At 65.1% G+C, this 20,559-nt stretch carries 22 protein-coding genes and 3 tRNA genes; 10 read left to right on the top strand and 15 right to left on the bottom strand.

The window, feature by feature from the left end:
* Positions 1–35: 35 nt before the first annotated feature.
* Both HNS03_RS17535 and lgt read right to left on the bottom strand, forming a co-directional pair.
* The gene (locus HNS03_RS17535) at positions 36–1,112 is read right to left on the bottom strand and encodes a class I SAM-dependent methyltransferase (RefSeq protein ID WP_367197161.1); all 1,077 of its coding nucleotides are present in this window, start codon (positions 1,110–1,112) and stop codon (positions 36–38) included.
* Positions 1,109–1,996 (bottom strand): prolipoprotein diacylglyceryl transferase, encoded by an 888-nt coding sequence (lgt, locus tag HNS03_RS17530; protein WP_367197159.1) that lies wholly within the window; start codon positions 1,994–1,996, stop codon positions 1,109–1,111. Before lgt ends, HNS03_RS17535 begins: the two co-directional genes overlap by 4 nt.
* A 204-nt stretch (positions 1,997–2,200) precedes the next feature.
* Between lgt and HNS03_RS17525 the strand changes: the two genes are divergently transcribed.
* The 5 genes from HNS03_RS17525 to HNS03_RS17505 all read left to right on the top strand — a co-directional run bounded on the left by HNS03_RS17525 (position 2,201) and on the right by HNS03_RS17505 (position 5,362).
* Complete coding sequence (locus HNS03_RS17525) at positions 2,201–2,521, top strand: accessory factor UbiK family protein (protein WP_367197157.1); 321 nt, start codon at positions 2,201–2,203, stop codon at positions 2,519–2,521.
* Positions 2,522–2,698: 177 nt separating this feature from the next.
* A complete protein-coding gene (locus HNS03_RS17520; protein WP_367197155.1) occupies positions 2,699–3,199 on the top strand; it encodes a YbjN domain-containing protein in 501 nt (166 codons plus the stop codon).
* Entirely contained in the window at positions 3,196–4,011 is an 816-nt protein-coding gene (gene proC / locus HNS03_RS17515) for a pyrroline-5-carboxylate reductase (protein ID WP_367197154.1), read from the top strand. The genes HNS03_RS17520 and proC overlap by 4 nt, the downstream gene beginning before the upstream one ends.
* A 160-nt stretch (positions 4,012–4,171) precedes the next feature.
* Complete coding sequence (locus HNS03_RS17510) at positions 4,172–4,834, top strand: TetR family transcriptional regulator (RefSeq protein WP_367197152.1); 663 nt, start codon at positions 4,172–4,174, stop codon at positions 4,832–4,834.
* 168 nt (positions 4,835–5,002) lie between these two features.
* Positions 5,003–5,362 carry a tRNA-binding protein gene (locus HNS03_RS17505; protein ID WP_367197151.1) on the top strand — a complete coding sequence of 120 codons (360 nt, stop codon included), beginning with the start codon at positions 5,003–5,005 and terminating at the stop codon, positions 5,360–5,362.
* 235 nt (positions 5,363–5,597) lie between these two features.
* Here the strand turns inward: HNS03_RS17505 and HNS03_RS17500 are convergent, their stop codons facing one another.
* The 3 genes from HNS03_RS17500 to HNS03_RS17490 form a co-directional block, all read right to left on the bottom strand.
* Positions 5,598–6,998 carry an ATP-binding protein gene (locus HNS03_RS17500; RefSeq protein WP_367197150.1) on the bottom strand — a complete coding sequence of 467 codons (1,401 nt, stop codon included), beginning with the start codon at positions 6,996–6,998 and terminating at the stop codon, positions 5,598–5,600.
* 120 nt (positions 6,999–7,118) lie between these two features.
* Positions 7,119–7,829 carry a response regulator gene (locus HNS03_RS17495; protein WP_367197149.1) on the bottom strand — a complete coding sequence of 237 codons (711 nt, stop codon included), beginning with the start codon at positions 7,827–7,829 and terminating at the stop codon, positions 7,119–7,121.
* Positions 7,826–8,368, bottom strand: a complete 543-nt coding sequence (locus HNS03_RS17490) for a MarR family winged helix-turn-helix transcriptional regulator (RefSeq protein WP_367197147.1) — start codon at positions 8,366–8,368, stop codon at positions 7,826–7,828. The genes HNS03_RS17495 and HNS03_RS17490 overlap by 4 nt, the downstream gene beginning before the upstream one ends.
* 228 nt (positions 8,369–8,596) lie before the next feature.
* Between HNS03_RS17490 and HNS03_RS17485 the strand changes: the two genes are divergently transcribed.
* Entirely contained in the window at positions 8,597–9,499 is a 903-nt protein-coding gene (locus HNS03_RS17485) for a branched-chain amino acid aminotransferase (RefSeq protein ID WP_367197145.1), read from the top strand.
* A gap of 381 nt (positions 9,500–9,880) precedes the next feature.
* Here the strand turns inward: HNS03_RS17485 and HNS03_RS17480 are convergent, their stop codons facing one another.
* The 6 genes from HNS03_RS17480 to HNS03_RS17455 form a co-directional block, all read right to left on the bottom strand.
* Positions 9,881–10,873 carry a branched-chain amino acid ABC transporter permease gene (locus HNS03_RS17480; protein ID WP_367197143.1) on the bottom strand — a complete coding sequence of 331 codons (993 nt, stop codon included), beginning with the start codon at positions 10,871–10,873 and terminating at the stop codon, positions 9,881–9,883.
* Positions 10,874–10,973: 100 nt separating this feature from the next.
* Positions 10,974–11,843 (bottom strand): branched-chain amino acid ABC transporter permease, encoded by an 870-nt coding sequence (locus HNS03_RS17475; RefSeq protein ID WP_367197289.1) that lies wholly within the window; start codon positions 11,841–11,843, stop codon positions 10,974–10,976.
* A 102-nt stretch (positions 11,844–11,945) separates the two neighbouring features.
* The gene (locus HNS03_RS17470) at positions 11,946–12,662 is read right to left on the bottom strand and encodes an ABC transporter ATP-binding protein (protein WP_367197141.1); all 717 of its coding nucleotides are present in this window, start codon (positions 12,660–12,662) and stop codon (positions 11,946–11,948) included.
* Between the two features lie 19 nt (positions 12,663–12,681).
* Positions 12,682–13,446 carry an ABC transporter ATP-binding protein gene (locus tag HNS03_RS17465; protein ID WP_367197139.1) on the bottom strand — a complete coding sequence of 255 codons (765 nt, stop codon included), beginning with the start codon at positions 13,444–13,446 and terminating at the stop codon, positions 12,682–12,684.
* Positions 13,447–13,525: 79 nt separating this feature from the next.
* Positions 13,526–14,740: an ABC transporter substrate-binding protein gene (locus HNS03_RS17460; protein ID WP_367197137.1), complete on the bottom strand. Its 1,215-nt coding sequence runs from the start codon at positions 14,738–14,740 to the stop codon at positions 13,526–13,528.
* 566 nt (positions 14,741–15,306) lie between these two features.
* Positions 15,307–15,759, bottom strand: coding sequence for an Lrp/AsnC family transcriptional regulator (locus HNS03_RS17455; protein ID WP_367197135.1), 453 nt, complete (start codon positions 15,757–15,759; stop codon positions 15,307–15,309).
* A gap of 176 nt (positions 15,760–15,935) precedes the next feature.
* On the opposite strand from HNS03_RS17455, the gene HNS03_RS17450 reads away from it, so the two are divergent.
* Both HNS03_RS17450 and HNS03_RS17445 read left to right on the top strand, forming a co-directional pair.
* Positions 15,936–17,393, top strand: coding sequence for an aminotransferase class V-fold PLP-dependent enzyme (locus tag HNS03_RS17450; protein ID WP_367197133.1), 1,458 nt, complete (start codon positions 15,936–15,938; stop codon positions 17,391–17,393).
* Positions 17,394–17,682: 289 nt separating this feature from the next.
* A complete protein-coding gene (locus HNS03_RS17445; RefSeq protein WP_367197131.1) occupies positions 17,683–18,084 on the top strand; it encodes a YbaN family protein in 402 nt (133 codons plus the stop codon).
* 71 nt (positions 18,085–18,155) lie between these two features.
* On the opposite strand, the gene HNS03_RS17440 is transcribed toward HNS03_RS17445, so the two are convergent.
* From HNS03_RS17440 to HNS03_RS17430, 3 genes are all read right to left on the bottom strand, one after another.
* Positions 18,156–18,231, bottom strand: a tRNA-Thr gene (locus HNS03_RS17440).
* A gap of 64 nt (positions 18,232–18,295) precedes the next feature.
* Positions 18,296–19,084, bottom strand: a complete 789-nt coding sequence (locus tag HNS03_RS17435) for a TrmH family RNA methyltransferase (protein ID WP_367197130.1) — start codon at positions 19,082–19,084, stop codon at positions 18,296–18,298.
* A 124-nt stretch (positions 19,085–19,208) separates the two neighbouring features.
* Positions 19,209–19,367: a hypothetical protein gene (locus HNS03_RS17430; protein WP_367197128.1), complete on the bottom strand. Its 159-nt coding sequence runs from the start codon at positions 19,365–19,367 to the stop codon at positions 19,209–19,211.
* On the opposite strand from HNS03_RS17430, the gene HNS03_RS17425 reads away from it, so the two are divergent.
* A tRNA-Tyr gene (locus HNS03_RS17425) sits at positions 19,368–19,452 on the top strand.
* Positions 19,453–19,644: 192 nt separating this feature from the next.
* On the opposite strand, the gene HNS03_RS17420 is transcribed toward HNS03_RS17425, so the two are convergent.
* Positions 19,645–19,992: a VOC family protein gene (locus HNS03_RS17420; protein WP_367197126.1), complete on the bottom strand. Its 348-nt coding sequence runs from the start codon at positions 19,990–19,992 to the stop codon at positions 19,645–19,647.
* 283 nt (positions 19,993–20,275) lie between these two features.
* Between HNS03_RS17420 and HNS03_RS17415 the strand changes: the two genes are divergently transcribed.
* Positions 20,276–20,349, top strand: a tRNA-Gly gene (locus HNS03_RS17415).
* The last annotated feature ends 210 nt before the right edge of the window (positions 20,350–20,559 follow it).

Raw genomic sequence — 20,559 nt, 5'->3', positions numbered from 1 at the left:
AAGCCACTTTGTGGCGGAGGGTCGATCTCGCTCGATCAGAACGGGGGTGGCCGGATCCCCGGCGACGTGACCGCGAGGACCTTGAAGAGCTCGCCCATTTCTTCGGCGCCGGCGAGGCGGTTGAGGGCCGCTTCGAGAGTGGCGAACGCGGTATCGTCCTTGCCGGCGGCAAGCTTTTGGGCGCGCTCCACCAGGCCCAGCGCCAGCAAAAAGGCGGCTTGGGTCATGGGGCCATGGGCGACCGCGCCGGAGCATTCGGCCGCACCTGCCAGCGCGGCGAAGTTAACGTGGGCAGTGAGGTCGGCCTCGCCCGGTGTTTCCAGAACGGGAGCGTAGGCGTGAGATTTGACGGCTTGCAGCGTGTCGCCGAAGCCGGGTCGGAGATAGCCGTAGTCGATCGCCAGCAGCGCCCCGCCCTCGGTCGCGATTCGTGTCGCCAGTGTCGCCATGATCGCATCCGCGATCGGCTGGCGTTCCAGGATCGTGCCTGGCTGGGCGGACGGCAGGCCGGTGAGCGCGGCATCGTCCAACCTCGCCGGGCCGAGCCCGAAGGCAAGCGCGCCGGTGTCGTCGAGCCCGATCACGCGTTCGTGCCAATCCGTCTCGGTGCGCATGAACTGACGAATCGGCAGGGCGTCGAAAAATTCGTTTGCGACCACGAATGCCGGGCCGCCTGGCACCTCCTCGATCCGCTCGTGCCAGGTGATCGGGCAGGGGGCGTCGGCGAGCCGGTCGCGCTGGGCGTCGCGCAGGCGCGGGCTCGTCTCCACCAGATCGACATGGGTCGCCTGAAGAAAACCGGGCCGGAGCCGGGCAACCCGCAGGATGTCGGCCATCAGCGTGCCGCGGCCCGGTCCGAGTTCGACCAGCCGAACTGGGGAGGGGGCACCCTGGTCTTCCCACGCCGCAATCAGCCAGGCTCCGATCAGCTCGCCGAACACCTGCGAGACCTCCGGGGCGGTGACGAAATCGCCGTCTTGGCCGAACGGAATCCGGGTCGTGTAATAGCCGTGGCGCGGATCGCCAAGGCAGCGCGCCATGTAGCGCGCGATCGAGATCGGACCGTCGGCGGCAATTTCGGCAGCGATCTCGCGGGCAAGCGGCGTGGTCATTTGCGGCCCGCGTCGGCGCTTCCCTCGGCTTCTGTCGGCGCCGGCCGCGACAGCGCCCGCCAGATCGCCCAGGCGCCGGCGAGGATCATCGGGATCGACAGGAGCATGCCCATCGTGAGCCCGCCGGTGAGGAAGCCGATCTGAACGTCCGGCATGCGGAACTGCTCGCCGACGATGCGCGCGATGCCGTAGCCGGCGGCAAACGCGCCCGCGGTCAGGCCCGGGCGCTTGAGCGTGCGGAAGTGGTGGGTCAGCAGGCGCAGGACGAGGAACAGCATCAAGCCCTCCAGCGCGGCTTCGTAAAGCTGGCTCGGGTGGCGCACGACTTCGGTGCCAAAATAGATCCACTCTTGGGTCTGCGAGTTCCATGTTGGGAACTTCATGCCCCAGGACACATCAGTGGGGCGGCCCCAGAGCTCGCCGTTGATGAAATTGGCGATGCGGCCGAAGAACAGGCCGATCGGGGTCGCCGCACCGGCCAGGTCGAACAGCGTCCAGGTGGCGATGCCCCGGCTGCGGGCAAACAGGATCATTGCGATCACGACGCCCAAAAAGCCGCCGTGGAAGGACATGCCGCCCTCCCACAGCGCGAGCGCCTCGGCGGGATGGGCAAGGTAGTAGTCGAAGTTGTAGAACAGCACGAAGCCGAGGCGACCGCCCACCACGATGCCAATCGTGGCCCACAACACGAAGTCGTCGATGGCGGCCGGGCTCGGCCTGGAGAGAGGCCCCCACAGCCGGTCCGTCTGCACCAGCCGGCGGATGTACCACCACCCCAACAGGATGCCCGCGATATAAGCGAGCGCATACCAACGCACCGCGAACGGACCGAGTTCGACGAGCACGGGGTCGATCGTGGGGTAGGGAATCACGAACACGGGCATGCGATCGTCCCTGGATGGGCCTCGTGAGGGCGGCGGGATCGGCGCGCGTGGGCGCGGCCCCGGGGTCGACAAGGTCCGGCGGCGGGCGGACAGTGGGCCGAGGCTCGCCGCCGCGTCAAGGCGACATCGCGCCTACCGTCTTGTTCCGGACGCAACGGCTCCCCATAGTCTCCCGCAGCAACGTTCGCTTCAGGGACAGGTACCATGACCCAGGGCTCCAATCGGCTCTTCGACGACTTCGCCAAGCTCGCCACCGACGCCTCCACGGTGATGCAATCGTTCCGCCGGGAGGCGGAAGGCATCGTGCGCGCCCAGGCCGAGCGCTTTCTGGCCGATATGGATCTGGTCCAACGCGACGAGCACGAGGCGGTGAAGCAGATGGCCGTCACGGCGAGCGATCAGGTGGACGCCCTTCAGACGCGGATTGCCGCGCTGGAAGCGCGGGTTGCGGCGCTGGAGGCGGGGTCCGGTCCGGCGTCGTCCGGCTCGTCCGAAAGTGACGGCTCGTCCACACCTTCCTTCTGACCGGCTCGCCGAAGCGCGTTTGCGTCGATATACTCGAACCGATAGAGATTCGCGTGTCGCGCGCAGCGCGCGCCGAACCGGCGCCGGCCAGCGCACCGCCGACGATACCCGTTTGCGCCCCTCTGGGAGGCTGCAGCCGCCTTCGTCTCCCCCGCCACGGCACCGCGAGGATCGGTCATGACATTCATCGACACCGAATTGGACCGCGCACACAACCCGGTCGATCAGATCGAGCACATCGCTGTTGCCAACGACTGGCTGTTCGACCGCTCCGGCGATGACGAGATAACGATCTCCATCTCCGGCCACTGGTGCGACTATCACGTCTCGTTCACCTGGATGGACGAGTTCGAGGCGCTGCATCTCGCCGCTGCCTTCGATCTGAAGGTGACCGAGCCGCGCCACACCGAGGTCGTGCGTCTGCTCGCCCTCGTCAATGAGCGGCTGTGGATGGGCCACTTCGACTTGTGGAGCAAGGAAGGGGTGGTGATCTTCCGCCATGCCCAGCTTCTCTCCGGCGACGCCATGCCGACGCCGTCACAGATCGAAGGCATGCTCGGCCATGCGATCGAGATGTGCGAACGCCACTACCAGGCCTTCCAGTTCGTCGTCTGGGCCGGCAAGTCGGCCTCCGACGCGCTGGATACGGCGCTGTTTGAGACGGCAGGCGAGGCATGAGCGAGCCGGTGAACCGGCCGATTGTTCTCGTCGGAGCCGGCAAGATGGGCGGCGCCATGCTGATCGGCTGGGGGCGCACGCCGCCAGCCGCACCGGTCGTGGTCGTCGATCCCGCGCCCTCCGACGAGGTGAAAGCCACCGCTGAGGCGATGGGGGCGACCGTGACGGAGACGCCGCCGGCCGATATGCGCGCCGGCGTGCTGATCCTGGCCGTCAAGCCGCAGGCCATGGCCGACGTGCTGCCCACCCTTGAGAGCTTGCGCGATGCGGAGACCACGGTCGTGTCTGTGGCCGCCGGTATCACGCTTGCTACTTTGGAAGCTGCGCTCGGGCCGGGTCCCGTCATCCGTACCATTCCGAATACGCCAGCCCAGATCGGACGTGGTGTGACGGTGGCGGTGGGCAACGCCGCCGTCGGTAACGACGAACGCGCGGCGGCAACCACGCTTCTGGGCGCGATCGGCAGCGTGGAGTGGGTTGAGGACGAGGCGCTGATCGACGCGGCAACAGCCGTCTCCGGCTCAGGCCCGGCCTACGTCTTCCATATGGTGGAGTGCCTCGCCGAAGCCGGGCGCCAGGCCGGCCTGCCTGAGGATCTCTCCATGCGCATCGCTCGCGGCACGGTAACCGGTGCCGGCGCGCTGCTGGACGCCAGCGAGGCGGATGCGGAGACCCTGCGCCGCAATGTTACTTCGCCTGGCGGAACGACAGCGGCCGCGCTTTCCGTCCTGATGGAGGATGAAGCGCTCCAGCGTCTGTTCGTCGATGCCGTCGCGGCGGCGACCAAGCGGGCCCGCGAACTCGGGAACTAGGGCGATTCCAGGCAAAGTGGAAGCCGGTTCCCACTTTTCTGCATCCCGCTCGTGCCCGGTTTGGATTGCCAAGGGGCGGCCCCTATCTCCTGAGGCAGGCTTGAACGGAGTGTGAGCTCCCAGATTTTCTGGGCTCACCGGCCGAGAAAAGGAATTCGCCATGGTGACCAAGGAGCAACGCCGGTCGATCGTGGATGCTTTGCTCGCGCTTCTGGAGGAGCGCGGATGGGAAGAGATCGGCCTCGACGATGTCGCCCGCCAGGCCGGGATTTCGCTTGCGGACCTGCGCGCCGGCTTCGACGGCAAGATGGCGATCCTGGAGGCCTTCGTCCGCGAGATCGATGCCGAGGTTTTGGCGGAGGACGTCTCCGACATGGCCGACGAGCCGCCGCGCGAGCGCTTGTTCGACGTGCTGATGCGCCGGCTGGATGCGCTGGTGCCGCATAAGGCCGCCCTGCGAGGGCTCGCCGCCTCCGCGCGACGCGATCCAACCCTTGCTGCCGGCCTCAACAAGATCGCCTTCGTCTCCCAGCGCTGGATGCTGACGGCGGCGGGCATCCGTATCGAAGGCCTGCTCGGCGCGGCCGCGACCGAAGGCCTCGTCGTCGCGTTCGCGCGGGTCATGCGGGTGTTTCTCACGGAAGACGATCCGGGGATGCCGCGCACCATGGCGGCGCTGGACAAGGAGCTACGCCGCTCCGAGCAGATCTTCGTCCGCCTGGAGCGGGCCACCCGGCTGTTTCGCCGTCCGCCGCGCCGGCCAATGCGCCGACCCGATCGCGAGGCGCCTGAGGAAAGCGATCCGCCCGCGGCGCCAGTTTAGGTCATGGCCCCATAAATGCGGGCGAGTCGATCGGAGCTTTCTGCGTCGAGCCGCTCGGACGGGGGAAAGGCCCGGCCCGTCGCGGCTCTTCGGGCATCTCTTTGCCGTTTCAGGCTCCGGATCGTCCGGATTTATGAGCTCCTGACCTAGATCACGAAAGGGACCTTGATGAGCGAGACCGCGCTGAGCGCCGACACGATCGGCTTCGACGACTTCCTGAAGGTCGACATCCGGGCCGGAACGATCGTCGAAGCGGCGCCGTTTCCGGAGGCCCGCAAGCCGGCGTTCAAGCTGATGATCGATTTCGGGCCGGAGATCGGGATCAAGAAATCGTCCGCCCAGATCACCGAGCACTACACGCCGGAAGAACTTGTCGGCCGCCAGGTGATGGCGGTGGTCAACTTCCCGCCGCGCCAGATCGGTCCGATCCGCTCCGAGGTCCTGACCCTGGGCTTTCCCGACGAGGCCGGACGTGTCGTGCTTGCGGCGATCGACAAGCGCGTCGCAAACGGCGTCCGGATGTTCTGAGCGCCGGGCGAAAAAGTGGGTACCGGTTTTTCGCAGCAACCGGCGCGACGTAAAATTGGCGCCGGGCGAAAAAGTGGGTACCGGTTTTTCGCAGGTGCTGCGGGAAACTCTAAGCCCAGCCACTCACTTCGCTCATTCCCGCTTTCGCGGGAATGAGCGGCAAAGGAGAAGTCGCGCGCTGGCTTCGCGTTTTAGACGAAGCGGAAATCAGGTCGCAAAGTGTGCTTGAGATTGTTCACGCCGGCAGGTGAACTCGCGCCCTCAATCCGCCCAACGGGGCGTCCGCAAGCATGATGTCGCCACCGTGGCCACGGATGGCATCGCGGGCGATGGCGAGGCCGAGTCCGGTGCCGCTGACATCCTGGTTGCGGGCCGTGTCGAGCCGGAAGAACGGGCGGAACACGTCTTCGCGGGCGGCGGCCGGAATACCCGGGCCGTCGTCGTCGATGGTGATGGTGACCCAGCCGTCGAGGTTGCGGCCGGCGATCTGCACCGTCTTGCCGTAGCGCGCGGCGTTCATCGCAAGATTGTGGAGCCCGCGCTTGAGCGCGTTGGGTTTGGCTTCGATTTCGCGGTCGCCCTCGAAGGTGACCGTGGTATCCGCGCCGTGGCGGCGGCACTCGGCGGCCAAATCGTCCAGCAGGTCGGCAAGATCGAGGGTTTCGGAGCTCTCGTCGATGTCGGTGCGGGCGAAGGTGAGATAGCCCTCCAACATGGCCTGCATGGCGTCGACGTCCTTTTTCAGGGCGTCGGTCTCCTCGCTTTCGGGCAGGAAGGCGAGCTCCAGCTTGAAGCGCGTCAGGATCGTGCGCAGGTCGTGGGACACGCCGGCGAGCATGGCCGTGCGCTGTTCCATCTGGCGCTCGATGCGTCGCCTCATTTCGATAAAAGCGCGCGAGGCTTGGCGCACCTCGGTCGCACCACGCGGGCGGAACCCTTCGATCGGCCGCCCCCGGCCGAAGCTTTCGGCCGCTTCGGCCAGGCGCTGGATCGGGCGGATCTGGTTGCGCAGGAACAAAGTCGCGATCGACAGCAGCACCACCGATGTGCCCGCCATCCAGACCAGTGTGATGTGGGAGTTGGTGGCGTAGGCCTGGCTGCGGCGGACCACGACCTTCAGGATGCCGGCGTTCAGCTTGACCTGGATCTCTACGAATTTGGCTTCGTTGATGATCTCGATCGCGAACGGCCGGCCGACCCGGTCGCGCACGCTGGCGCTCAAGGTACGGTCCAGGAGCGAGAAGAACGGCTTGGGGGCCGGGGGTGGCAGCTTGCCGTCCGGTTCCAGCGTCGCGGAGACGAACATCTGGGAGGAGGCGGCGTAGACGATTGCCTGAGCTTCGGCGCGGGTCGGCGCGCGCTCGATCAGGGTCGCAAGCGTGGCGACCTCCGCAGCGGTGGTCTCCGAAAGCCGGCTGGTGACGTTCTGCCAATGCCGGTCCATGAACACGAAAGCGACGACCGACTGCAGCAGCACCATCGGAATCAGGATGATCAGCAGCGAGCGCGGAAACAGCCCGTGCGGCATCTGCCGGCGCAGCCAGCGGCCGACCGGTGGCGGTAACCCGCCGGACCGCAGCACCCGTTGCCACAAGGGCCGGGTCGGGGTCGGTGAGGAATCGTCAAGCGTGGCCATGTCGCTCCGGATGCCGATCCGTCAAACAGCGCGCCTCGTCCGCAGGAGAGAGCGGCGCACATCTCTTCACGCTGCACCCGGATTTGGGCGGCAGCAAGGGCGGGGCGAACGGCGAAGGCGTCAATCTCTGGGGTCCGCCATCAGCCGGTAGCCGACCCCTCGGATCGTCTGAAGGTAGCGCGGGTTACCCGGGTCCTCCTCGATCTTTCGCCTGAGCCGGTTGATCTGTACGTCCACCGTTCGCTCGCTCATCCGGGTCTCGTCGGTGACCAGGAGGTGGCGGGCGATCGTCTCGCCGGGCTGTTGGGCAAAGGTTTTCATGAGAGCCCGTTCGCGGTCGGTAAGCCGGATCACCTCGTCGCCGGCGCGCAGCTCCTCGCGCTCGATGGAGAAGACGAAGCGGCCGAACCGCACCGCGCCGTGCCATTGCTTCTGGGCGCCGCGCCGCGACAGGATCCGGGCGATCCGCAGCACCAGCTCGCGCGGTTCGAACGGCTTGGGCACATAGTCGTCGGCACCGAGCTCCAGCCCGTTGATGCGGTCCGGGCTGTCGCCGAGCGCCGTCAGCATGATCACTGGGATGTCCTTGCCGGCAAGCGTCGAGCGCATCAGGTCGAAGCCGCTTTCGCTGGGCATCATGACATCGAGAATGACGAGGTCGAAGGCGAAGGTCTGCAGCTTGCGCCGGGCTTCGGCAGCATCGGCCGCCTCGCTCACCCGGTAACCTTCGTTCGCCAGATAGCGATGCAGAAGGCTGCGGATGCGGCTGTCGTCGTCGACCACCAGAATATGGGCGGCATCGTCACGCGGTGTGGGGGCAGGTGTCGTCATTCCGTCGGTCCAGAGGGGCGGCGGGTCAGGCGTGCGACGCTGGCGCGCTCGTCGGCATTGACCAGCGAGGTGAGAAAGATGCGGGCGGTTTCCGCCGCTTCCGGGCCGAGCTCGGCAAGGGCGGCGGAAATCCGGGCGTCCTGCAGGCTGGAGAGCTTGTAGGCGAGCGCATGGCCGGCCTCGGTGGCGTAGAGCAGCCGCTGGCGGCGATCTTCCGCCCCCGTGCGCTGCTCGATATAGCCCTTGTCGACCAACTCCTTCAGCACCCGACCGAGGCTTTGCTTGGTGATCTGGAGGATCCCCAGAAGCTCGGCAACCCGGATGCCGGGATTGCGATGCACGAAATGCAGAACCCGGTGATGGGCCCGCCAGAAGCCATACTCGGCAAGCACGGAATCCGCCTCGCCGACAAAGTCGCGGTACGCGAAGAACAGAAGTTCGATCAGGTCGTAGCGCAGCTCCTCTCCCTCCGGTTCCGTCTCGGACGGCCGGGCCTTGAGTCGCGGCGATGCGAACCGACTAGAAATTATGTCAGCCATATTGACATATTGCGTTTGCGATTGTTACGAAACAGGGTCTCTTGACGAAACAATCCTTCGAGAGTGATCTCGGGCGGCAGTAGGACCGCCTGCGCCGAAGCCGAGTGGCCGGCGGTGACCTTAAGGGGTTACGGTCGTCAAGCAAAGCCGACACTCCTCGGTCATATTATGGCCGAAGGGATTGTGCCGGATCGGAAAACAAGCAGAACCGATAAGGAGATATCGATCATGGCTGGCGTGCCTTTCGACCAACGCGACGGCGAGATCTGGTACAATGGTGAATTCGTGCCGTGGAGCGACGCCAAGGTGCACGTGCTCACCCATGGGCTGCACTATGGCAGCTCGGTGTTCGAAGGCGAGCGCGCCTATGGCGGTGTAATCTTCCGGCTGGAAGATCACACCGATCGGCTGATCCGTTCCGGCGAAATCCTGGGCTTCAAGATCCCTTACACCGCGGAAGAACTGAACGCCGCACAGCGCGAGCTGCTCGCTCGCTCCGGGCTGGTGGATGCCTATCTGCGCCCGGTGGCCTGGCGCGGCAGCGAGATGATGGGCGTGTCGGCGCAGTCCAATCGCATCAACGTGGCGATCGCGTGCTGGGAATGGCCGAGCTACTTCGATCCGGCCGAGCGGCTGAAGGGCATTCGGTTGGCGATGGCGAAATATCGCCGCCCCGACCCGCAGACCGCGCCGTCGACTGCGAAGGCGGCCGGCCTCTACATGATCTGCACGCTCTCCAAGCACGAGGCGGAGGCGCAGGGCTATGCCGACGCGCTCATGCTGGACTGGCGCGGCCATGTGGCCGAGACCACCGGCGCGAACGTGTTCTTCGTCAAGGACGGCGTTCTGCACACCCCGGTTGCGGACTGCTTCTTGGCCGGTATCACCCGCGACACGGTGATCAAGCTCGCCAAGGCGCGGGGAATCGAGGTGCGCGAGCGCACGATCCTGCCGGAGGAAATGGCGGACTTCGAGCAATGCTTCCTGACCGGCACGGCCGCCGAGGTGACCCCGGTCTCCGAGATCGGCCCGTACCGGTTCGAAGTCGGCGAGATCACTCGCACGCTGATGACCGACTATCTGAACGAGGTCCAGCCGAAGCACGACTTGAAGCTCGCCGCAGCGGGCTAAAGCAAATCCAGGAAAAGTGGGAACCGGTTTTCCGTCCGGATTTGCAGGAGAGAAGTTAAATCCAGGAAAAGTGGGAACCGGTTTTCTTGGGCTTCCGCTCACGACAGTCGCGCATTGCGCGATGTCTCCGCGAGGGCAGCCTCCAGCCGGCGCGCGGTCGCGCTTTGGCTTCGCAAATCCAGGAAAAGTGGGAACCGGTTTTCCGTCCGGATTTGCGTTGAACAATAGGCGCCCACGCCACTCGATGTGCTCGCGGTTTCGTCCGGAGCGGACGTCTCAATATCCTGAAAACAAAAGGCCCCGCGCTCAGTGTTGAGTGCGGGGCTTTTTGTCGGCTGCAAAACGCCTGCGGGATGGGAGGTGCCCCTCGCGCGAAAGCTCCTATACGGAGGTGACCCTCAGCATCCGGCCGATTTCGCCGACGATGCCGCGGCGGAACAGAAGCACGCAGAGAATAAAGATCGCGCCGATCACGACCTGCACCCAGGAGCCCATGAAGCTCAGCTCGTGCTGTAGCGTGACGATGGTGACCGCGCCCACGGCGGGACCGAAGATCGTGCCCATGCCGCCGAGCAGCGTCATCAGGATCACTTCGCCGGAGGTCTGCCAGTGGACGTCGGTCAGCGACGCGAACTGGAACACCACCGCCTTGGTGCCCCCGGCCACGCCGGACAGCGTTGCCGACAGCACGAATGCCATCAGCTTGAAGCGATCGATGTTGTAGCCGAGCGACAAGGCTCGCGGCTCGTTCTCCCGGATCGCCTGCAATACCTGTCCGAATGGCGAGTGCACGGTGCGATAGATGATCAGAAAACCGATCAGGAAAATCGCCGCCACGAAGCAGTACATCGCCATCGGCTGGCTGAGATCGATGATGCCGAACAGGTGCCCGCGCGGGATGCCCTGTAGTCCGTTTTCGCCGCCGGTGAACGGAAGTTGGAGGGCGAAGAAGTAGACGATCTGGGCCAGCGCCAGCGTAATCATGGCGAAGTAGATGCCTTGGCGGCGGATGGCGAGCGCGCCGATCAGGTAGCCGAGAACCGCCGCCGCCAGCGCGCCGACCAGGATTCCGGCGAGCGGGGAGAGGCCCCACACCTTGATGACGTGACCGGCGACATAGGCCGCCCCGCCGAAAAAGGCCGCATGACCGAAGGAGAGCAGCCCGGTGAAGCCGATCAAAAGGTTGAAGGCGCAGGCAAACAGCGCGAAGCACAGGATCTGCATCACGAAGACGGGATAGAGGAAGAACGGGGCCACCACGACGGCCGCGATCAACGCCACCCACATCAAGATCTGCGCCACGCGCGAGCGTTGAGAGCGTCCGGTCGAAGCGGCCGCAGACAGGTCCCCGGCGTCGGCCACGGCGTCGTTCATCGTCATTTCCTCAGCTCTGGTCCTCGGATCATCGTCCGATGATTTTTTGTGTCGCGCCGATTGTCGCGAAAAACCGGTCCCCACGTTTTGGCCCGGCGGTCTAACTCTGGCGTCCGAACAGGCCGGCCGGCCGCACCAGGAGGACGACCACCATCAGGAAGAAAATCACCGTGCTTGCCGCCGGCGCGTAGAAGACCTTGGTCATGCCTTCGATGAGGCCGAGCGCCAGGCCCGAGACCACCGCGCCGAGGATGGAGCCCATGCCTCCGATCACCACCACGGCGAAGACGACGATGATGAGGTCGGCGCCCATCAGCGGGCTGACCGAATAAATCGGTGCCGCCAGCACACCCGCGAGCCCGGCAAGCCCGGTGCCGAAACCGAAGGTCAGCGTCACCATCAGTGGCACGTTGATGCCGAACGCCTGGACGAGCTCGGGTTTCTCGGTTCCTGCCCGCAGCACCGAACCGATGCGGGTTCGCTCGATGACGAACCAGACGGCGAAGCAGACGATCACCGAAAACACGATCGCGAACAGCCGGAATTTCGGAAACACCATGAAGCCGAGATTGACGACGCCGCGCAGGGACTCCGGCTGTCCCGGGTAGGGCGTTCCGGAGACGTTGAAATAGTTGATGAAGATGCCCTGCAGAACGAGCGCGACCCCGAAGGTGAGCAGCAGGCTGTAGATCGGGTCGTAGCGGTAGAGCCAGCGCAACAAAAGGCGCTCGATCAGCATGCCGAACGAGCCGACCACCAGCGGTGCGATGATCAGCGCCGGCCAGAAGCCGATGTGCAGCCACTCCATCCCCAACCAGACGCCGAGAAAGGAATAGAGGATCAACGCCACGAACGCGCCGGTCATATAGAGCGCGCCATGGGCGAAGTTGATGACGTTGAGAAGGCCGAAGATGATCGCAAGTCCAAGGCTCAGCATGGCGTAGAACACGCCATTGTTGAGGCCGAGCATGGCTTGGGCGAGAATGAGCTTGATGTTCACGTCCACGGCGCAGCCCTCTCTGTCATCACGTCGTCTCCCGCCTCAAGCGACTTTCGGCCAATCGGGCCCATTCTACACGCTCAGATAGTGGTTCAGCCGGTCCATGTTGGCCTCCACCTGATCCGCCTCGAAACAGTCCACCACGCGGCCGTGCTCGATGACGTAGTGCCGGTCCGCCAGCGGCGCGGCGAAGCGGAAATTCTGCTCCACCAGCACGATGGTGAAGCCCTTTTCCTTCAAGCGGCGGGTGACCGTATCGAGCGTTTTCACTATTACGGGCGCGAGCCCTTCGGTGATTTCGTCCAGAAGCAGCAGCCGCGCGCCGGTTCTGAGAATGCGGGCGATCGCCAGCATCTGCTGTTCGCCGCCGGAAAGGCTTGTGCCCATGCGCCGGCGTGCCTCCAACAGGTTCGGAAACATGTCGTAGATTTCGTCGAGGCTCATGCCGCCGCTGGAGAGGGCGGGCGGCAGCAGCAGGTTTTCTTCCGCATTCAGCGTGGCGAAGATGCCGCGCTCCTCCGGGCAGTAGCCGATCAGCCCGCGCGGTGCGATGCGATGGGCGGGCATGTTGATCATCTCTTCGCCGTCGATCTGGATCGAGCCGGAGCGGCGGTCGACCATGCCCATGATGGAGCGTAGCGTGGTTGTCCGCCCGGCACCGTTCCGGCCGAGCAGCGTGATGATCTCGCCCTTGCCGAGGGTGACGTCGATGCCGTGCAGGACGTGGGATTCGCCATACCAGGCATGCAGGTCACTGATGCGCAGATAGTCTTCCGCGGGTGCGTTCATCGCCGAGCGACCCGGATCGTCATGCCCCGACCTCTTCGATCTTGACGCCCATATAGGCCTCCATCACGGCTGGGTTCTTGGACACCTTCTCATACGGCCCCTCGGCCAACACCTCGCCACGGTTCAGGACCGTGATCGTGTCGGCAAGCTCCGCCACCACGCCGAGATTGTGCTCGACCATTACGATGGTTCGCCCGGCAGAGACTTTGCGAATGAGGTCGGTGACGAGACCGACATCCTCCGCCCCCATTCCCTGGGTCGGCTCGTCGAGCAGCATCAGCTCCGGATCGAGCCCCAGCGTCGTTGCGATCTCCAGCGCCCGCTTGCGGCCATAGGGAAGCTCGACGGCGCGCACGTGCGCGAACTTGTCGAGGCCGACCTGGCCGAGCCGTTCGATCGCCTCGTCGTCGAGCGCCTCCAGCACGCTCTTGGAGCGCCAGAAATGATAGCTCACGCCGAGCCGGCGCTGCAGCGCGAGCCGCACATTCTCAAGCGTCGTGAGGTGAGGAAACACCGCAGAAATCTGAAAGGAGCGAACGACGCCCATATTGGCGATTTCCGCCGGCTTGCGGTGTGTAATGTCCGTGCCGTTGAAGACGATCTTGCCCGAGGTCGGGGTCAAGAACTTGGTCAAAAGGTTGAAGAGCGTGGTCTTTCCCGCGCCGTTCGGGCCGATGATGGCGTGGATACGGCCGCGTTCCACGGAAAGATTGACGTTTTGAACGGCCGAAAAGCCGCGGAAACTCTTGTTGAGGTCGATCGCCTGCAGAATGGTGTCCGTCATCTATGCGATCCTGGCCACAGCGCCCGGCCGGTGGGCCGGGCCGAAGCGGCCGGCGCGCCGGCCGCTTCGCGTTTGGACGTTACTGGACGAGGGGGCAGCCGCTATCGGCCAACGAGGCATAGGCCTCGTCGCCCGGGATGGTGCGCACCACCTTGGCCACGTTCCAGGGATCGTCCGCGCCTTCCTGCACCTGCAGCAGGTACATGTCGTGCACGAGCAGGCCGTCCTCGCGGATCGTACCGCCTTTGGCGAAGAAGTCGTCGATCTTCATCTTGCCAAGCTCGGCGCGCACGGCGTCGCTGTCGTCGGTGCCGGCCGCCTTGATGGCGTTGAGATAGGCCATCGTCAGCGAATAGTCGGCCGCGTGCGGGAAGGTCGGTGCCGCGTCGTTGGAGTACTTCATGTACTTCTCTTTCCAGGCCCGCGACTCGTCATCGCCGTCCCAGTACCAGGCGGTGGTGAAGTTGAGGCCCTTGGCGACATCGGTGCCGAGGCTCTTCACGTCGGAGATCAGCACCAGCATGCCGGCGAGCTGCTGGCCCGCCTCGGTGATCCCAAACTCATGCGCCTGCTTGATCGAGTTGACCGTGTCCTGTCCGGCGTTGGCAAGGCCGATAACCTTGGCGCCCGAGGACTGGGCCTGCAGCAGATAGGACGAGAAGTCGGTGGTCGCGAGCGGCACCATCGAATCGCCGAGAACCTCGCCGCCCAGTGCTTTCACGACCTCGGACGTGTTGTTTTCCAGCGCGTGGCCGAAGGCGTAGTCGGCGGTGATGAAGTACCAGCTATCGCCGCCATTCTTCACGACCGCCGTGGCCGTGCCGACCGGCAGGGCGTGGGTGTCGTAGCCGTAGTGGATGCCGTACTTGGTGCAGGCCTTGCCGGTCAGGTCGCTGGTCGCGGCCCCGGTGGCCATGGTGATGACCTTCTTTTCCGAGGCAAGCTGCTGGACGGCGAGCGCGACCGCGGAGTTCGTCAGGTCGGTGATCATGTCGACCTGATCTTCGTCGATCCACTGGCGTGCGGTGGCCGACGCCACGTCCGCCTTGTTCTGGTGATCGGCGGAGATGACCTCGATCTTCTTGCCGAGCACGGTGCCGCCGAAGTCTTCCACGGCCATCTTGACCGCCGCGACGGCGCCTTCGCCGCTGAAGCCGGTCGAGTAGACCCCGGACATGTCGCCGAGAACGCCGATCTTCACGACGTCGTCGGACACGCCGTCCTGGGCGAGCGCGGGAGCGGCCGCCAGCGCGAGTGTGGCGACACCCAGTCCTGTAGAAAGTAACCGTTTCATGCTTCCTCCCTCCTTGCTGCTTTGCGCGCTTCCGTCATCGCCGCCGTTAAAGGCCTGACGACAGACGAGAAATCTCGTTTGGCAGGGGCTGTCCTGCGAGTGGATTGAAATCGGTTTGTCGGAAATTGGTGCGCCGAAAGGGCTTCGGCGCGCGCCGGCCGCAGGTGTCCGAATCGGGCCGGCTTACGGCCGGTGAGGACGCCGTCGGCAATCGGGATCGGGCGTTCGGTGGGATATGACGCTCCCCACGACCCGCCACCGGTTTCGGTCGCAGGATCCAGGAAGTTGCCCACCCGGTCGCTCCGCCTGTCGACCAGGAGGACGCAAAGACTGTGCCCGACCCCGAGCATGCGCGCTGTTCCTCTCCTGATTTTATCGTTTTCCTCAGCCTATACGCTCAGCACAGTGAGACTAGGGGATTGAGCGCGCAATGGTTGTGCAAATTTGCACATACTCTCGCCAGTCCGTCCCGCCGCGGAGCGGTTTTGAGCAGCCTCGGCCGATGGGGTAACGCAAATGCGGACGGCGAACCGGTGTCCGGTGTGTCGGGACGCGCTTGGCGCGATCTATCGCAACGGAAGCGGCCGATTGTCGAAGATGGCCTCCATGGCGAAATAGGAGGTCACATTGTCCAGCTCGATCTTCTCGATCAGGCGCTGATAGACGCGGTCGTAGTTCGCCATGTCGCGGGCTGCGATCTTCAGCATGTAGTCGTAGTCGCCGCTGATGCGGTAGAAGTCGATGACCTCCGGGATGGTGGCGACGTGGCGGCGGAATTTCTCCAGCCATTCGGCGGAATGGCTGCGCGTGCGGATCATGGCGAACACGATCAGGTCGAGGCCGAGCGCCTCCCGGTCGAGCCGCAGGCTGCGGCCGACGATCACGCCGCTGTCCTCAAGCTTTTTCAGCCGGCGCCAGCAGGCGTTCTGAGACAGGTTGATGCGCTCGGCGAGCTCGCGCTGGGAAAGATCCGGCGCGGCTTGAAGGGCCGCCAGAAGCTTTAGATCAGTTTCATCCATATCGGAAAATTTGTCGTTCATTTCATCGAATATAATGCCAATATGTGGGTCATTTCGACCAAAATCTCGGGTCTCTTTCGGCATTCTCATCCGGCTAAGCGAGCGGGATCGCGTAAGAGGTGGGGCGGTGCTCCGCCCGTCCCGCTCCGGATTGCCCTGATCCAGGAGAGCTCCCGATGACCCCGTTGATGCGTTTTCGCCATTCTCTCGAAACCACCGATCTGGTGGAGAGATTGCAGGCCGGCCTGATCGGCGAGGGGGTGGAGATCGAGACGCCGTTTGGCCGCAAGCCGCTGCTTTATGCCGACTACGTCGCCTCCGGGCGGGCGCTCGCCCAGATCGAGGACTTCGTCCGAGACGACGTGCTGCCTTTCTACGCCAACAGCCACACCGAGGCGTCCTTCTGCGGCGAGACGATGACCCGGATGCGCGGCGAGGCGCGGGCGATCGTCGCCGCGTCCGTGAACGCCGGCCCGGACGGCCATGTCGTGTTCACCGGCAGCGGCGCGACCTCGGGGATCAATCGGATCGTGGGCTTGCTCGATCTCGCCCGCAGATGCGCGCGCGGCGAGCGGATCGTGGTGCTGATCGGCCCTTACGAGCACCATTCCAACATTCTGCCCTGGCGCGAATGCGGGGCTGAGGTGCGCGAAATCCCCGAAACCGCCCAAGGGGGCGTGGATCTTCGTGCGCTGGAGGAGACACTCGCGGTGGCCGGCGGGGCCGACCTGATCGTGGGCAGTTTTTCCGCCGCCTCCAACGTGACCGGCATCGTTACGGACACTGTCGCGGTGACCCGGTGTCTCAAGGCCCATGGTGCCCTGTCGGTCTGGGACTATGCCGGTGGCGGGCCCTATCTGGCGATGGACATGGCGCCAGCGCCGGATGCGGAGAAGGACGCGATCGTTTTCTCTCCGCACAAGTTCGTCGGCGGGCCGGGGGCCTCCGGCGTGCTGGTGGCGCGCGATACCATCGTCTGTCGGTCGACGCCCACGGCCCCGGGCGGCGGGTCCGTTTCCTTCGTTTCGCCCTGGGGGCATGCTTATAGTTCGTCCGTGGAGGCGCGCGAGGAGGCGGGCACGCCCAACGTGGTCGGCGACATCCGCGCTGCCCTGGCCGTCATGGTGAAGGATGCGGTCGGCGCACAGTGGATTGCCGCGCGCAATCAGGCGCTTGTGGAGCGCGCGCTCGCGGTTTGGGGCGATGTTGACGAGATCCGGCTTCTGGGGCAGCCGGCCGTGCGCGAACGGCTGCCGATCTTCTCGTTTCAGGTCAGGCGCGCGGACGGGGGCTTTGTCCATCAACAGCTCTTCACCCGGATGCTGAGCGACGTGCTCGGTATCCAGGCCCGCGGCGGCTGCGCGTGTGCGGGTCCCTATGGCCATCGTCTTCTCGAGATCGACGAGGCGATGTCCGAACGGTTGTTCGGGCGGCTTCGAGCCGGCCACGAGTTGGAGAAGCCGGGCTGGGTCCGCCTGAATCTCTCCTATTTGATGTCGGACGAAAAAGCCGATGCCGTCATCGATGGAGTGGCTTGGCTTGCCCGCAATGCCGATCGCTTCGTCGAGCGCTACACGGCGGATCCCGCAACGGCCCGCTTCCGGGTGACCGCGGAGCCGTCGTTGGTCGGCTAGAAGCGTTTCCAGGCCAAGTGGAAACCGGTTGACCCTCCGGAAAACGCGTCGAAACAAGAACGTAGACCCGCTCCGTGAGGCCGAGGAAAGCGGAACGGGTAGAGAGCACCGGCGAAAAAGTGGGTGCCGGTTTTTCGCGGCAATCGGCGCGAAGCGTCCTTCATCGCGGTGTCCGCGCGCTCTTGCCGCGTGGCGGCGGGCTGTCCGATCCCCATATCGCTTCGATGCGACGGACGAACGGCCCCATAAACTTTGGTCGATCGGGACCGGCCCAACTCAGCCGAAGCCGATGAAGCGTATCGCCTTTTTGGTCTTGGGAATTTTTATGCTCGCGCTCGGCTTCGTCGGCGCGGTGCTGCCGGTATTGCCGACCACGCCGTTCGTGATCGTCGCGGCGGGATGCTTCGCCCGCTCTTCGCCCCGGTTGGAAGCCTGGCTGCTGGCCCATCCCCATCTCGGTCCGCCGCTTGGCAATTGGCGGACCCATGGCGCGATCTCGCCGCGCGCCAAGCGGGCGGCCTTCATCGGCATGGCGATCGGGTTTGCGGTGTTTCTTGTCGCCGCCCGACCGTCCTGGATGTTGGCGCTGTTGGTGGCCGGGCTGATGGGGGTGGGGGCCGCCTTCGTCGCAACGCGCCCGAATGGCCCGGCGAATGTCGCGGCCGCCCGCGATTCTTCCGATCGCGTCTAGCGCTTCCAGGCAGACCGGTTTTTCCCGCCGGCGCGGCGAGCAGATGTCCCGGAGCCGAAGCACAAGTGGGCTGGTGCCGGCAGAGGGGATCGAACCCCCGACCTACCGCTTACAAGGCGGTTGCTCTACCAGCTGAGCTATACCGGCTGACGCTTGGCTCGTATCACACGGAAGCTGGGAATGCACGCCATCGCTTCCCGGTGTCGACAGGTCATCGGGACGCGCCGTCGGCGTGCCGTTCCAGAAGCTGACGGCCGGCATAGAGCGACAGCACGCAGGCGTTGGAGACGTTCAGCGACTTGATCGGGCCGGGCATGTCGAGCCGGACCACGCGGTCGCAAGCGGCTTTCACGCCGGGTCGAACACCCTTGCCTTCCGCGCCCAGCACTAAAGCCAGCCGGTCGCAGCCAGGCGCGTCCTCGATCGGGCCGTCGCCGTCGGAATCGAGCGCCAGCCGCAGATAGCCCTTGGTGCCGAGCGCGTCCAAGGTGCGGGCGAGGTTCACCACGGTCAGCACCTTGATCAGATCCAGCGCGCCAGACGCGGCCTTGGCCATCACGCCGCTTTCGGTCGGGCTGTGGCGATTGGTGGTGATCACCGCATCCGCTCCCAACGCCGTCGCCGAACGCAGGATCGCGCCGACATTGTGCGGATCGGTGATCTGATCCAGGAGCACCACCAGGCGGGCGTCGCCGAGATCGTCCAGGTCGCCCGGCGGCAGCGGATCGGTCAACAGCGCGACCCCCTGATGCACCGCCTCTGGGCCCACCAGTTTGGCGATTGCGCGCGGGTCGAGGATCTCCGCCTCGCCGATCTCGCCGCCCACCTCGCCCTCAAGTCGAGTGAGTGCGTTGCGGGTCGCCACCAGCCGCCGCCGGCGGCGGGCGGGGTTGGCGAGCGCGGCCGCCACCGTGTGAAAGCCGTAGATCCACACCGGTCCGCTGTCCGCTTCCGGTGCGCGGGGGCGAGGCTTCTTGGGATGCGGTGAACCGTTGCTCATGGCACCTGGAGAGAGCTTGGGGAGGCGAGGGCGGGGCGGTCGCGACGGCCACGCTCGGGCACCGGCCGCTCCCCCTCCGGCCAGCTATAGGAGCTTCGCAGCGACAGATCGAGAGATCGTTGCCTTAAAAAGCGCCGCTGCGCCATCCCCGGTCGCGGCCGGCGTCTATCCACAGATCCTGTGTGGGCCCGTTGACAGCGCGCGGCCGCATCGCCATAACACCGCCCTCGACGGTCGAGCCGCCGTCGATCGCGCCGCCCGTCTGGGCGGCGGCGAACTTCATGGAGGGGTGCCCGAGTGGTTAAAGGGGGCGGACTGTAAATCCGCTGGCTCAGCCTACGTTGGTTCGAATCCAACCCCCTCCACCACCCTTCGCCTTCGGGCGCTACGGGTGGGCCGCTGGTCTCCGCGCCCAAACGCGGAGGGTACGACCCACAGTTCGCTCGCACGCGAAGGGAACGGCTCGAAAGCCTTCCACGTCCCTCATGAGCCGTTTTCGTCGACTTGGCCGTCGATCCCGGCGGGTGCTCCGACGCGTTTCCTCTTGCCCTGAAACGGCCTCAGCTTTCACTCCAAACCGCGAGCTCGTTGCCGGCGGGATCGGTGAAATGGAAGCGCCGGCCGCCGGGAAAGGCGAAGATCGGTCGGACGATCGTTCCGCCAGCTTCCACCACGGCAGCTTCCGTCGCTTCGAGATCGCTTGAATAGAGCACGGGCAGCGGTATTGTTGTCGCCTCGGCCGAGGTGCCGTCGAACCCGCCGTCGAGTCCTTCGCTGAAGGCGGCGTAGTCGGGCCCGTAGTCGGTGAAACTCCAGGCGAAGGCCCGCGCATAAAACGACTTCATGGTGTCGATGGTGCCGTTGGCGGCAGGGAGTTCCAAATAGTCGAGCTTACCGGTCTGGCGCATGCTGGCCTCCTAGAGGCTGTTCTGGACTTGGAACAAAGACTGCGTTGACAGCACTCCCGATACGCGCATCGATCTGCTCCTGCCGGAGCGAGGCAAGCGGCATCGTCGCGGCCCCATTCGAAGGTCATGACAGTCGATTGTTCCTGCTATGTTCTATCTCGTTGTCGATGTGGCGGCAAGTCGGGAAGGGCGCGTTTGCGCTCTCACACCGATTGATCGGTGCGCGAATGCGTTCGGCGGATTGTCAAGCGGCCCGATATTCGCTATCTGCCCGGACGGACCGGCGGGTGTAGCTCAATGGTAGAGCAGCAGCCTTCCAAGCTGACGACGAGGGTTCGATTCCCTTCACCCGCTCCAACACCATGCCCGCGCGCCGGATTTGCGCCTCCGTCACGACGGGTCTTGACGAGACTTCCGGTTCGGGCCAAGCCGTTCGGCCATTGAAACGCGCTCTTCCACCGCAACCTCCGGAACGAAAAAGTAGGGACATCGCCGATGGCGAAGGAGAAGTTTTCTCGCAGCAAGCCGCACGTGAACATCGGAACGATTGGGCACGTTGACCACGGC

Source organism: Amorphus sp. 3PC139-8 (assembly GCF_040750475.1).
Classification (GTDB): domain Bacteria; phylum Pseudomonadota; class Alphaproteobacteria; order Rhizobiales; family Amorphaceae; genus Amorphus.
This window is presented reverse-complemented; position numbering and strand designations above follow the sequence as displayed.